The sequence below is a fragment of the Ktedonospora formicarum genome, from assembly GCF_016587355.1.
GTDB lineage: Bacteria > Chloroflexota > Ktedonobacteria > Ktedonobacterales > Ktedonobacteraceae > Ktedonobacter > Ktedonobacter formicarum.
Window position 1 is genome coordinate 1,378,403 of record NZ_BNJF01000001.1, and the last position, 12,987, is coordinate 1,391,389.

Annotated in this window: 12 protein-coding genes and 1 tRNA gene; 1 reads left to right on the forward strand and 12 read right to left on the reverse strand. The window is 50.5% G+C overall.

Annotated features, from left to right (window positions below):
* Positions 1-165: 165 nt before the first annotated feature.
* The 11 genes from K3T82_RS05950 to K3T82_RS06000 all read right to left on the reverse strand — a co-directional run bounded on the left by K3T82_RS05950 (position 166) and on the right by K3T82_RS06000 (position 10,977).
* Positions 166-906 carry a response regulator transcription factor gene (locus K3T82_RS05950; protein ID WP_220192566.1) on the reverse strand — a complete coding sequence of 247 codons (741 nt, stop codon included), beginning with the start codon at positions 904-906 and terminating at the stop codon, positions 166-168.
* 774 nt (positions 907-1,680) lie between these two features.
* The gene (locus K3T82_RS05955) at positions 1,681-2,127 is read right to left on the reverse strand and encodes a divergent PAP2 family protein (protein ID WP_220192567.1); all 447 of its coding nucleotides are present in this window, start codon (positions 2,125-2,127) and stop codon (positions 1,681-1,683) included.
* 23 nt (positions 2,128-2,150) lie between these two features.
* On the reverse strand, positions 2,151-2,375 hold the full coding sequence (gene xseB, locus K3T82_RS05960) for an exodeoxyribonuclease VII small subunit (RefSeq protein ID WP_220192568.1): 225 nt from the start codon (positions 2,373-2,375) through the stop codon (positions 2,151-2,153).
* Positions 2,376-2,461: 86 nt separating this feature from the next.
* On the reverse strand, positions 2,462-3,688 hold the full coding sequence (xseA, locus tag K3T82_RS05965) for an exodeoxyribonuclease VII large subunit (RefSeq protein WP_220192569.1): 1,227 nt from the start codon (positions 3,686-3,688) through the stop codon (positions 2,462-2,464).
* 15 nt (positions 3,689-3,703) lie between these two features.
* Positions 3,704-4,216: an acetyl-CoA carboxylase biotin carboxyl carrier protein gene (locus K3T82_RS05970; protein WP_220192570.1), complete on the reverse strand. Its 513-nt coding sequence runs from the start codon at positions 4,214-4,216 to the stop codon at positions 3,704-3,706.
* A 137-nt stretch (positions 4,217-4,353) separates the two neighbouring features.
* Entirely contained in the window at positions 4,354-4,911 is a 558-nt protein-coding gene (gene efp / locus K3T82_RS05975) for an elongation factor P (protein WP_220192571.1), read from the reverse strand.
* A 169-nt stretch (positions 4,912-5,080) separates the two neighbouring features.
* Positions 5,081-5,524, reverse strand: coding sequence for a type II 3-dehydroquinate dehydratase (gene aroQ, locus K3T82_RS05980; protein WP_220192572.1), 444 nt, complete (start codon positions 5,522-5,524; stop codon positions 5,081-5,083).
* A gap of 3 nt (positions 5,525-5,527) precedes the next feature.
* Positions 5,528-7,192: a 3-dehydroquinate synthase gene (gene aroB, locus K3T82_RS05985; protein ID WP_268886620.1), complete on the reverse strand. Its 1,665-nt coding sequence runs from the start codon at positions 7,190-7,192 to the stop codon at positions 5,528-5,530.
* Between the two features lie 206 nt (positions 7,193-7,398).
* Positions 7,399-7,677 carry a hypothetical protein gene (locus K3T82_RS05990; RefSeq protein WP_220192574.1) on the reverse strand — a complete coding sequence of 93 codons (279 nt, stop codon included), beginning with the start codon at positions 7,675-7,677 and terminating at the stop codon, positions 7,399-7,401.
* Between the two features lie 229 nt (positions 7,678-7,906).
* Complete coding sequence (locus K3T82_RS05995) at positions 7,907-8,389, reverse strand: GNAT family N-acetyltransferase (protein ID WP_220192575.1); 483 nt, start codon at positions 8,387-8,389, stop codon at positions 7,907-7,909.
* Between the two features lie 71 nt (positions 8,390-8,460).
* Complete coding sequence (locus K3T82_RS06000) at positions 8,461-10,977, reverse strand: CHAP domain-containing protein (protein ID WP_220192576.1); 2,517 nt, start codon at positions 10,975-10,977, stop codon at positions 8,461-8,463.
* A 498-nt stretch (positions 10,978-11,475) separates the two neighbouring features.
* Here K3T82_RS06000 and K3T82_RS06005 point away from each other — a divergent pair.
* Positions 11,476-11,549, forward strand: a tRNA-Val gene (locus K3T82_RS06005).
* A gap of 134 nt (positions 11,550-11,683) precedes the next feature.
* Here the strand turns inward: K3T82_RS06005 and ispG are convergent.
* Positions 11,684-12,928, reverse strand: a complete 1,245-nt coding sequence (ispG, locus tag K3T82_RS06010) for a flavodoxin-dependent (E)-4-hydroxy-3-methylbut-2-enyl-diphosphate synthase (RefSeq protein WP_220192577.1) — start codon at positions 12,926-12,928, stop codon at positions 11,684-11,686.
* Positions 12,929-12,987 lie beyond the last annotated feature (59 nt).

The following is a 12,987-nucleotide window of genomic DNA, read 5'->3' on the forward strand; positions in this document are numbered from 1 at the left end:
AGCTTAGCGGATCAACGTAGAGATAGAATGCCAGAATGTACTTCAAAACGGTTATATCTTCCCCTATCTAGTTGAGACTTGTAAACATGTATCACCTTCTCAGAGCATAAACAAAGGGAGCAGCATTGCTGCTCCCGGATGAGACGTTGTAGCCCGAACCTTACACTAAACAGATAGAACACGTAAGGGACGCTCTTCCTGAACCTTCTCTAGTGGCTCTTCGTTGCGACGAATTAAGGTATACCCAACACCAGGAACGGTAAGAATATAATGGGGATTGCTGGGTTGAGGTTCTATCTTCTGACGCAAATGGCGAATATGCGCCTTAATCAAACAGGCATCGCCGTCACCATCATATCCCCAGACATGGGTTACAATCTGATTAGCGGTGCAGACATCATTAGCATTAATCGCTAAGAGATGCAGTAGTTTACTCTCAGTAGGGGTCAAGCGCACGGGATTGCCATGAACCTTCACCTCATTATGGAGCGAATCTACACAGATAGGACCAACCGTCACTATAGACGACGGGCGACGCTCCAACGTTGAGCGAGCGCGACGACTCACCGCTCGAATACGCGCCAGCAGTTGAGAAGGGAAGAAAGGTTTTCTTAGATAATCGTCGGCCCCTGACTCCAGACAGCGTACCTCATCTTGCACATCTTTCCCATCCGTCACCACCAGAATTAAGGCATCATGCTTGATGCTCAGATCTCGACACATACTTAACACATCCCCACCCTTCAACATAGGATCAATAATCACCAGGTCCGGGCGCTGCTCTAACCATTCGCTCCTGGCTCGCTCGCTATTATAGGCACGATATACTTCATAGCCCAGCGTCTTCAGCCAGCTTGTGAGCATCTCCACTAAATCACGGTCACTATCAATGACCAGTAATTTCATGCGACTCCTCCCCTAATAAACACAGAGTACAGCACATAGCACAGAATATACATTTATGCAAATAAGCCATCCTGCGGCTTACGAGATTGTAAAGGTAAATCACTTCAAGAATTAACCCAATTTTCTGGCTTTCATTTCTATCTACGCCAGAGATGCAGCATCACCTCCAGAATCGAGAAATACCTTGTACTCATCTTCACAACACTTATATTCCTGATTTTCAATTTTGGTTGGATAAAAAATTAAGGCACGCGGCAGTATCAGAGCCTCTCTATCAATTGATAAATAGGCCAATGTAGTAGTTCCCCCCTGAACAACTCATTGGTGAAAATATGTAACGCTTATTTAAGAGCGGCTAGATTCTGGTCCCTATCACAATACCAGGATCGCCCCACTCTCAAACGCGCAATATCATTAATTTTCAGCCTTTTTCACTATACACCATATTTGACGTATCTGCTTACCAGTCCAGGATTATACCATGAGAACCTTAAAATAGCATAATTTATTCTATGCATTCAGTCGCTCTTGATTTATGCTGATGATAAAGCAGAGTACTTCTATCTCATAGACGCGTTCTTTTATCTTTTTTGGCGTATAGAAAAGCTCAGTTTATACCAGAAAAAAATAGGCAATAACGCTCCTTCTGAAAATACCAGAAAGGAGCGTTATTGCCTGAATTGAGGAAAAGAAAATAATCTCTTTGAGCTGAAAGGCTCACATAACGATAATTACCGCTTTTCGCGCACTCGCGAGGAGCGATCCTATCATATCCTAATAGCTAGTAACCACCAGACCGACACAAATTCCTAAAACGCCACCAACAAAGACCTGGGTCGGCGTGTGCCCGATCAATTCGCGCAAACGTTTTTCTGCGAATGGTCGGCCCTGAAAAGCTTCGTCAATCATTTGATTGAGAATACGCGCTTGAATACTTACCGCGCGTCGCACGCCAGCGGCGTCATACATGACAATTCCCGCGAGAACAGCAGCAACCGCGAACGTAGGAGAACCAAGCCCCATTATACGCGCCGTGGTCGTCGCTAGACTGGTAACCAAGGCAGAGTGTGAGCTAGGCATACCACCAGACGACACCAGACGACTGAGCACCAGTCGGCGCTCCTTGATAATCTCACCAACAGTCTTACTCACCTGTGCGATCAGCCAGGCGAGAACTGAAGCTAGCAACACACGGTTATCCAAAAGCGAATCATTTACCATAGATAGCTAGAGCGTCTCCCCTCTTAGAGGTCAAACGAGCGCAGAGATAACGAGCCCTCGCTATCACCCTGCAATTGTTGAATCGTCAACTCGGCTTTCTGTAACAGGTCGTTACAATGCTGTACCAGCGCCACACCCTTCTGATACGAATGAAGGGCCTCCTCAAGCGATAGCTGCCCATCCTTGAGAGCTTCCACCGTCTCCTCTAGTCTGGCAAAGGCGTCTTCAAACGATAATGCCTCTTCCATTGAAGGTGAACTTCCTTCCCCTGTAAGCGTTGGCATTGCCGAAACAAGCCAACAATGTGAGCACTAATCAATCACTATCTGGCATCTCATAATTCCCGCCCAATTTCACTCACACGTGCTACTATGTCCCCATCCGCGACCTGAATATGCAGGTCGTCACCAACCTCCACCTGCTGCACACTTGTTACCAGCCGTTGATCCCCATCACGATGCACGACGGCATAACCACGTGCGATGGTGAGCAATGGGCTGAGCGATTGAAGTTGTAGGGCGATACCACGCAAGCGCTCACCACGCAGGCTCAAAAGATGTCGTGTATGGGTCTGCATACGCTCAGTCAAATCATCAAGCTGTTGACGATAGCTGTCTATGCGTCCCATTGGGCTAAAGCGCTCCAATTCACGTTGGATGTCGGCAAGTTGCTCGCCAAACGCTTCTATACGCTCCTCCAATAACGAGGTTAGCTCTTGCTGCCGATCCAGCAATTCCAGGCGCAAATCCTCAATATTGGGAACAACGGCAGTCGCGGCTGCCGTTGGCGTGGAGGCGCGTTGATCTGCGACAAAGTCAGCCAATGTAAAATCCGTCTCATGACCAACACCGCTAATCACAGGCACACTTGAACGCGCGATGGCGCGTACAACTACCTCTTCATTGAAGGCCCATAGCTCTTCAATCGAACCACCACCACGCCCAACAATGATTACCTCGGCTTCGCCATGCTCATTAAGTACGTCGAGGGCCGCAGCAATGGAGTCCGGTGCCCCTTCTCCCTGCACCAGGGCTGGCGAGAGGATCACACGTGCTAGTGGATAGCGCTGGCGCAGAACACGCGCCATATCGCGCAAAGCAGCGGCCTGGGGTGAGGTCACAATACCAATTACTTCCGGCCGCTCAGGCAGCGCTCGCTTTCGCTCAGGATCAAAAAGCCCCTCGGCTTCCAGGCGCGTTTTTAATTGCTCCAGGCGCGCAAAGAGCAGTCCCATACCAAGCGGCTCTACACTCTCTACATAGAGTTGGAGCTTGCCATCACGTTCATAAAATGAAATACGCCCATACACCGCAATCCCCATACCATCACGTAGGGGAGGCGCGGCTGTTCGCTGGCGCGCCTGCTTAAAGAAGACACAATTCATCTGTGCGCCACTGTCTTTAAGTGTAAAATAACAGTGGCCGGAGGGGTAGGTCTTACAGTTGGAGACTTCGCCATACACTCGCACATCCTGTAACATGTCGTTGGTCTCCAACCACTCTTTCAGATATACAGAGAGGGCAGAAACGCTTAACGCGTCACTAAAGCCAGGTAGCTGCATGGCTGTTATGCCCTCCTATGCGTCCTCCGCGACCTCAAGTGTCATTAAAGCCTGACCATACTCGACGGGCCGCCCATCCTCTAGCAGGATCTCATGAACACGGCCTGCCACAGTGGCTTCAACCTCATACAGTACATTGAGTGATTGTATTGAACCAAGCAATTGTCCAACCTTGACTTTGTCACCCACTGCGACCAGTGCCTTCCCTTTCGGTTTGACCCATGTATGAAAGATACCCACCAGAGGCGCGGTCACTGTATGCGAAGATCGTGTCGGAGCCGCTTCGGTTTCTCCCGGCTCTGACACGGAAAGAGTAACACCAGAGGCTACGCCTTCGCCCGCCTTCGCCTTGCGCAGAACTAGACGTGTTCCTGTCTCGCTATGCTTGACCTCAATCTCTGAAACATCACTCTTGTCCAGCACCTTTACCAGATGCTCAAGGGCTTCCAGATCCATATGCTCCGACTCTTCCCGTATTTCCTCTGTTAGCATCTCCAGGGGCGAGGAAGCGTGTCTGCTGCCATCCATAAAAGTAACTCCCGAACTACGTTCGCAAACAATATACCTCAATCTCTGAGACATCACCATCATCTCACCACTCATGCATACGCGACCCACTATTGTATAGGCCTCGCATGCGAGTGGCTGAGAAAATCTATAAGGTCTTACACACGCTCGACATACTGACCCGTGCTTGTATTCACACGAATGGAGTCATCTGCCGTAACAAAGAGCGGCACCTGGACAATCAGGCCAGTCTCGGTTGTTGCGGGCTTAGAGCCACCAGTAGCCGTGTCTCCCTTGAAGCCAGGTTCGGTATAGGTTATCTTCAGTACAAGCTTTTCTGGCAATTCCACTGAGATCGGCTCTTCGTTGTAGCGAATGATGTCTAGCTCCAGATTGTCAATCAGGTAGTCCTTGGCATCCCCCAACTGGGCCTCCGTCAGCACAATATCCTCATAGGTGCTGGTATCCATGAAATGATACAAGTCGCCATCATTGTACTGATAGGTGACATTGGAACGATCCAGATAGAGGCGCTTGAACTTTTCACCAGCGTCACAGGTGCGATCAACAGTTGAGCCACTGCGCAGGTTGCGCAACTTCATGCGTACGATGGCCCCACCGCGTCCAATCTTCACATGCTGCCAATCAAGAATAGTGCAGGGGTTGCCCTCAAATTCTATTGTGACGCCTTTTTTCAGGTCACTAGTGGAAATCATCCCAAAAAACTCCTTTGATAAGTAAGTGTCTTACTCTCTATTACTGCTATGCGCGAATCATTGATTCCTCGATATGCAGATATTGTACTTTAATCGTTATCAAGCTTCTCAATTACTCAGCGCATTGCTATGCAAGAAAAGAATCTATAGCTATACACTGTAACAGTGGCTATTTGTCTTCCTGTAGATCGGCAACAAGCGCTTCAAGAGCTAATAAATAGCCACGCCATCCCAGACCCGCAATCTGCCCCAGACAGATCGGTGCGATGACTGAATGGTGACGAAAGGCTTCGCGCGCATACACATTGCTCAGATGCACCTCGATTATCGGCAGTTTAGCTGCTGCCAGCGCATCACGTATAGCATAAGAATAATGCGTGAATGCGCCAGGGTTGATGATAATACCATCGACCTGTTCAGCATGCTGCTGAATGCAGTCAATCAACGCGCCTTCATGATTAGACTGAAAGCACTCAACCGTCGCCCCAAGAGCCTCGCCTCGCGCATATATCCGCTCGTTAATCATATCGAGTGTCAGCGTACCATACACACCTGGCTCACGCTTTCCCAACGTGTTAAGGTTTGGTCCATTAAGCACCAGAATTGCAACCATGAGCTAGACCCTCGCTTCCGCGAAGAACGTTGAGATCACGCGCTCAACCAATTCATCAGGCATCTCTGTAATCACCACATCGCCGATATGCCGAGGCATAATCCAGCGCACACGCTTGCTCACAACCTTCTTATCCAATTGGATTTTCGCCAGGATGGCTTGAGCACGCACATTTCCCTGGTAGGCAACTGGGAGACCCAGTGCCTCCAGCAAGGCGTTCTGCCGCTGTACCTCATCAGAGGGTAGCATACCTGCCTCTTGCGCCAGGGCCGCCGCAGCTACCATACCAAGCGAAACAGCCTCGCCATGGAGCAATTCGCCATAACCCGCAACGCTCTCCAATGCATGTGCTACGGTATGACCATAGTTCAAAATAGCACGTAGCCCACTCTCTTTCTCATCTTCTTCAATGACCTGCACCTTTAAATCAATGCTGCGAGCAATAATCTGCATCAGCAAAGAGGCAGGTAATGACGAGAAATCGCCTAAAGCATCTTTGTACGTCTCCAAAAGCGCAAATAGCTTGGCGTCGAGTATGATACCATACTTTACAACTTCTGCCCATCCCTCTGTACGCTCCCTAAGAGGAAGTGTCCGCAAGGTCGCTGGATCAACCAGGACCAGAAGTGGATGATAAAACGCGCCTATAAGGTTCTTCCCTTGACTATGATTAATCCCAGTCTTCCCACCAATCGCAGCATCCACCTGAGATAATAGCGAGGTCGGCACCTGTATGAGTGGAACACCACGTAGATAGGTTGCAGCCACAAATCCCACCAGGTCCCCAATCACCCCACCACCCAGAGCAATCAGCGGTTCACGTCGCTCTGCGTGATGCTCCAACAGCCAATCATAGATAGCTTGTAGTTGCTCAAACGACTTGCTGGACTCGCCAGCAGGTACAGTATAGAGATACGCATCAAAACCTGCCCGCGCGAGATTCTGGATCACGTCATCGCCATACAGCGAACGCAAATTACTATCTGTAAACAGGAAGACTCGGCGCGGCAGTGCCAGTTGCGTCAGATATTGAGGCAAGCGCTCCAACCCTCCCCAATCCACAACGATATCATAGCCAGCACCAATATGCACACGCCGCACAATGGGCGCGGTTTCATGGGATGCTTCAGCATCGGTGAGCATAGCGATAATCTCCTCAACCACCTGTTCCGCGCTTCGCCCCTGCGTCGCACAGGTTAGCTCGGCCTCTTCATACCAGGCCCGGCGGGACATATAGAGGTTCTGTAGTGTCTGTAAAGGATCTGGCCCGGAAAGCAGCGGGCGCACCTCTGGCGACGTCAAATCGGCGCGGGCACGCTCCTGTTGCGCCAACAAGCGTTCAAGCGAAGAGGTAGGATCGGTATGCAAATAGAGACGTACACCTCGCTCGGCCATCAGCCGCCGATTCTCTTCCCGCACGACGATGCCACCACCCGTAGCGATGACCGCACTCTCCTCCGAGCACACGGCCTGCTCCAGCACGCGACTTTCAAGGTCGCGAAAAGCCGCCTCGCCATGACGGGTGAAGAGTTCGGGTATACTTGCTCCTGCCTCCTGCACCACTAACGCGTCAATATCCAGCAAAGGTCGCCCTAAACGCCGCGCCAGGAGGCGCCCCACTGTACTCTTACCACTCCCTGAAAGCCCTATCAAAAAAACATGTCGCATGGCGCTATTGTAACATTAATCGGCTGGCGTGTGTATAGCCCTTTCCTTCAAACCAACTCAGCACGGCCTATATAGCACGATTATAATCCTCTCAGTTCGACCCACAATAAGGACTATACATGTCAAACTGGCTCTGCCAGTCCACCATGTATAGTCCTTTTTCTCGCATGCCAATGCTTACAGCAGGAATGCCTTATAGAAATTGATTAGCGCCCGAATTTCTCAACAAAGAAGAGATGAATCCCGGACGCATCATTACCCGCTCCGGTCCTATGCCCATGAGTCAAAATGTTCTGCTGATTACGCTCTTCAATCGGGAGTGAGCCACGCTTCCGCTTGACAAAATACCACACCAGATAACCCACCGTAGGCACTAGCAAAGCACCGATGAGCGCAGCATTCCCATTTCCGAATGAGATCATGCTTCCACCAATGATGCCAATGAGAAATCCTAGGCCCAGAATTGCCACACCGATATACTTCATAATGTTCTCCGAATCTACAAATCTTTACCATTGAAACAAAGATTTGTTGTCCTACTCTATAGAGTAGGACGTAAAAAACACCGATGTTAACAAATTTGCCAAATCAATTCCCCTTGTTTCCGCAATCGTTCAATTGCGAGATAATCGACTGGTCAGCAAAAACCTGTGCAAATAGCAAAAGACCTCAGAGAAATCAGATACATTCTCTGAGGTCTTGCATGAAATATGGCTATGCGAAATAGAAGTGGTAGGAGTAGAACTCTTCGTCGCGTAGCCAGCCGTTGGCTTCGTAGGTGGATTGGGCAGTGTAGTTATCGCGCGCGGTGGTCAAGGTCAGACCCCGCGCACCAGTCTGCGCAGCAAAGTCACGCGCGCGATCCAGGAGTGCTGGGCCAACGCCTTTCTTGCGAGCCCCTGGCGCGACAAAGAGGTCATTCAGAATCCAGAGGCGCTTCATCGATACTGAGGAGAAAGAAGGGTAGAGCTGTGTAAACCCACAGGCGCGCGTATCGCTTCCATCTGACTCCTGCAAACGCGCCACGAAGATTACCGAACTCTTGTTTTGGAAATGCTGAGTTAAAAAGGCTCTGGCTCCTTCAATATCCGATACCTGACGATAGAACTGGCGGTAACCATCAAAAAGGGGTATAAGCTCTTCCAGGTCTTCAATGGTGGCCTGTGTGATTTGAATTGCGGGCTGTGATGTGCTCATCCTTACTCCTTATATGAAAACCTGAGCGCGTAATGCCAGCCATATAGTGGCATTGGTTTTCGCAGAAACTCTTAATACAATTCCTGATTGTGAATGTCGGTCATAAGCGTTGAAGCGAGCGTGAAGGTCGTCGTATCCCGAGCGCTGATATATTCGCCCGAGGTTGATTTCACGCCCTGGCGCTCGAAAGCACGAGCACGATTATCGTAAACCTCAAAGGCACGCCCAAAGGAGAAGATATACTGCTGAAGCTGACCCGTTTCTCGGTTCAGAACCAGAATATCATCGCCGCTTCCACACTCCCCCTGGTCCTGGCAAGCAGAGCGGTCCATAAAGGAGCCAACAAGAATCTGCCAGCGCTTATCCCAACTCTTCGCGGTGTATTGATGCACGACCTGAAGCGTGTTATCGAAAAGCAAGAAAGTGCTCAACGCCTCCTCTTGATTATAAAGCATGATGCCAGTTGAGGAGGTGCCAAAATGACCCACATATGGGATCAGGTTTTGCCCCCAATCGGAATACTCTTTTGTATCTGCAACCGCAAGATTGGACTTAAAAGTTAGAATCTGAGCCTCTCCTACCCCTGGATCATAGAGCAGCAACTGCGCACGTCCCGAGGAGTTAAAATCGCCGCTATAGACCATCCAATTGCCAGCAAGATCATTAATATCTTGCTGTTCTGTTACCTTGAGTGAGCTATTCAAACCTAACATCCGCCCTGTTCCTTCGAGGCGATTATACAGGAATATACCGTCCTGAAGGGTATTGACAAAGCGTCCTACATACACTTCCCAACTCGCATGCCACAGCGTATACACCTGACGATGCCTGACATGAAAACGCGAATCGAAATCAAGCAGAATCACATTGGCAGTTTTCCCCTGGATCTCCCAATCCGCTAGGCTCACACCACTTAAATCGCCATTCGAGTTGCTATCAGTAAGTGTCGTATTTGTCTGCTGAGAAACAGTGCTGGTCTTGCTCACGACGGCACTATTTGTCTGGGTAGGCTGGGATGTGGTCGTGCTCGTCGATGTTGGCGTCGGTGCAGGTGCGACTGTTGGAGTTGGAGTTGGTGACACCGTTTGCGTTGGCGTCGGACTTGGCGTACTGGTACTAGTAGGAGTCGGGGTCGGCGTCGCCGTTTCAGTCGGAGTGGGAGTTGGCGTCACTGTTGGCGTCGGGGTCGGCGTCGCCGTTTTGGTTGGAGCGGGAGTCGGCGTCACCGTCTTTGTTGGGGTTGGCGTTGGTGTCGCTGTTTTGGTTGGCGTTGGGGTTGTAGTTCTTGTTGGCGTCGGCGTTGGTGTATCAGTGCCGTTATTGTCACTGTTATTGTTATCATTATCGCTAATGGACGTACTAGTGCCAGGGTCGTAAGCGGCGGGGTTGGCGAAGCGATTATACATCATAACCGAGCTACGATGTCCGTCGAAACGCCCAACATAAAGTTCCCATCCCGGCCCCTCGCCATCCAGCACGACATGTTTCTTGATCGTGAGATCCGAGGTCAAGCTAATAAGATGAATCTTGCCTGTATCACGATTATAGAGCAAAATATCGGACGTCCCCGAGCCATCGAAATCCCCTACATGAATATCGAGCGAGGATCCCCACTTTCCCGAAGGCACAATAGAGTCACCCAGGCTGACCAACGTGGGCGCATCCTGGGTTAAGCGTGTGCTTTGCTGAGGATCATCTCCAGGATTGGCTACAAAGGTCCCCTGTGGTCGCGCCTGCTTTGAGAGTTGCATTATCTGAAGTACGCCCTCTTCGCGATCATAGAGCAAGAGGTCACTATGTCCCATCCCAGTAAAATCAGCGTTAAACTCTTGATCTGACGAAGTAGCTGACAACCCTAGAGCGAGGTGGCTATCCGTATATGTCGTTGAACTAGATGTGCTGGTGGTAAGTTCATTGTTAGCCTGCGTTATTTGATCCGACGAGGTCGATGAGGTACCAGTGAGGTTAGTAAAGCGCCGCGGATCGATAGAGCGAGGGAAATAGATAAAGCGTAACTGCCCTTTCTGGAAGCGCGCCTGATTGATGTAGGATGCATTATAACTATCCCCCACATACATGCGTGTGGCATCACCAAAATTCTGATATGTGACATTGAAAGTCTGACCATCACTGCCTACTGAGGTAACAAAGGCAACATGCCCCTCCGCACCATAGGCCCAAACACCATCCCCTACTGGGAAGACAGCAATCGCTCCCAGACGTGGTACCGTTCCCACTGAGAAGCCAGCACGCACCGCATCCACCGCCCACGCGGCGGCATTTCCCCAGTTTCGTGGCAAGTCATATCCTAGCAAGTGCCACTGTTCCCAGGCCCACCAGGTACAGTTGCCACCCGTCGGGAAGGGACCAGGGCAAATCGGATACGGATTTCCATTTGGAGAGAAACCCACCTGCTGACAGTTCTGATCAACTGTCGCAACTGTATGTTGTTGCGCCATAGCATAGCTTGCCGAAGCGCTCCACGGCAGAAACTCCACAATCACTACAGCTAGAATGAGTAGAAGGCTGCAACTACGTACGACGCGCTGATGATGTGACGCGATAAGCCAATGTATTCCAGGACGCATACCAGGAGTCCCTTCCAGCAAGCACAAAATATAACATCAATCCTTGCTTCTTTACCGAAGAAAAATAGTTAGATCCCTATTCATGATTGTTTTCTTCGGAAGTAAGGTCTTATTCGCAAACAGACACCGCTGATCGCGGCTAGCGCTGACCCCATGCAGGGGCACAGCGCGCTCAAGTTTTCGGATAAGGAGTAAGTTCCTATATGGAGCTTTAGTTTTTGTATGTGACCTGAGTCTTACAGGTTTTGTGCCTCGAACGAACATTTAGAATTATAACATCGTCTCTATAGGGCTACAAGGGAATGCGTACTCCATCAGGACCCTTTTACTCATCAGCGAGCCCATCCGAGCGAGCATTACATCCTCTTTCCCCCGTCACTAGACAGCGGCATAAATTGCTCTCCCCACAGATCAGGTACAATTTTCCCAACGCGAAAAAGAGCCTCCCAAACCTATTGACAAAGTAAGGACGCAATGGTATTATTCTCTACGTCGAGAGGGCGATTAGCTCAGTTGGTTAGAGCGCCACGTTGACATCGTGGAGGTCACAGATTCGAGTTCTGTATCGCCCATTAAGCTTGAGAAGCGGCTTTGAATGAAGCCGCTTCTCTTTTTGTCTTCATTCCCACATAGAAAAGACAGGGACTACGCTCCAATAATTAGAGCATAATCCCTGTCTTCTGGTTTCTCTTCTCTTTGCCTCGTATTAACCCCGCGTGCCGGGCAAAATAGGCAGATTCATGCCCTCATCGCGCGTACGATGGGTGCCCGCGATATCTTTAATACCACCTTCGGGATAGACGAGTTTGGCCTCAGCCTCAGGAAGCAGGCTAGCAACCTCCTTCAGGACCGCATCAAGGAACTGATCCTCAGGTACAGTCTTGACCACCTGGCCCTTACGGAAGATTACGCCCTTACCTTTACCACCTGCCAGACCCACATCCGCGTCACGTGACTCGCCAGGGCCATTCACGACACAGCCCATGACAGCGACCTGGATCGGCGTCTGAACCTTGGTCAAACGCTTCTCGACCTCGTTAGCGACACTAATTACGTCGATCTCCACGCGACCACATGAGGGGCAGGAAACGAAAGTTACACCCCGGTTGCGTAGCTCAAGCGACTTGAGGATCTCATACGCCACGGGAATTTCTTCTTCTGGCTCCGCGCTCAAGCTCACACGCATCGTATCGCCAATACCATCCGCCAGCAAGAGGCCCATTCCCACCGACGATTTGACCGCACCTGTTACCAATGTACCCGCCTCGGTAATGCCCAGGTGGATTGGATAATCAGAGCGTTCGGAGAAACGGCGATACGCCTCAACGGCGGTCAACACAGTAGAAGACTTAAGCGAGACAATGATATTGTGGAAATCGATCTCTTCACACCAGCTAATATACTCCAGCGCTTTGCTCACCATCCGCTCGGCCAGGTGCTCACGCTCCCGACGACGCGCCTCGGCAGGGTCAGAACGCTCTAGCGTACCGTCCGCTCGTAGGCGCACCTGGATACGCTGCATCTGTGCCTGCTTATCTAGCGCATCTATAGAGCCAGAATTAACGCCTATACGCATGGCGATATCTCGCTCCTTGGCGGCGCGTGCAATCTGCACCAGCGACTCACGGCCATTGAGCAAGTTACCGGGATTAATACGCACTTTGTCGATTCCCTGGCGTATAGCCTCCAAAGCCAAATTAGGATTATAGTGAATATCCGCCACCAGCGGAATAGAGATCTGCTTCTTAATTTCACCTAGAACGACGGCATCTTCCATCTCAGGTACCGCCACACGTACCAACTCACAGCCTACATCCTCAAGGCGTTTGATCTGTTCTACCGTGCTCTTCACATCACGGGTGTACGTGGTGGTCATTGACTGTACAGCAACAGGAGCGCCGCCACCAATCAGAACATTACCAACGCGGACCTGACGAGTTTTGTTAGACATAGTTAAAGCCTCTCCGAAAACCTGAGCACCACCACTAGCGGCACCCTCATGTGAGGGCA

Coding starts and splice junctions, on each gene's coding strand:
- xseB (WP_220192568.1), bottom strand. CDS start 2,375: ATGGAAGAGGCATTATCGTTTGAAGACGCCTTTGCCAGACTAGAGGAG.
- efp (WP_220192571.1), bottom strand. CDS start 4,911: ATGATTTCCACTAGTGACCTGAAAAAAGGCGTCACAATAGAATTTGAG.
- xseA (WP_220192569.1), bottom strand. CDS start 3,688: ATGCAGCTACCTGGCTTTAGTGACGCGTTAAGCGTTTCTGCCCTCTCT.
- aroQ (WP_220192572.1), bottom strand. CDS start 5,524: ATGGTTGCAATTCTGGTGCTTAATGGACCAAACCTTAACACGTTGGGA.
- K3T82_RS05950 (WP_220192566.1), bottom strand. CDS start 906: ATGAAATTACTGGTCATTGATAGTGACCGTGATTTAGTGGAGATGCTC.
- K3T82_RS05970 (WP_220192570.1), bottom strand. CDS start 4,216: ATGGATGGCAGCAGACACGCTTCCTCGCCCCTGGAGATGCTAACAGAG.
- K3T82_RS05990 (WP_220192574.1), bottom strand. CDS start 7,677: ATGAAGTATATCGGTGTGGCAATTCTGGGCCTAGGATTTCTCATTGGC.
- K3T82_RS05955 (WP_220192567.1), bottom strand. CDS start 2,127: ATGGTAAATGATTCGCTTTTGGATAACCGTGTGTTGCTAGCTTCAGTT.
- K3T82_RS05995 (WP_220192575.1), bottom strand. CDS start 8,389: ATGAGCACATCACAGCCCGCAATTCAAATCACACAGGCCACCATTGAA.
- K3T82_RS06000 (WP_220192576.1), bottom strand. CDS start 10,977: ATGCGTCCTGGAATACATTGGCTTATCGCGTCACATCATCAGCGCGTC.
- ispG (WP_220192577.1), bottom strand. CDS start 12,928: ATGTCTAACAAAACTCGTCAGGTCCGCGTTGGTAATGTTCTGATTGGT.
- aroB (WP_268886620.1), bottom strand. CDS start 7,192: ATGCGACATGTTTTTTTGATAGGGCTTTCAGGGAGTGGTAAGAGTACA.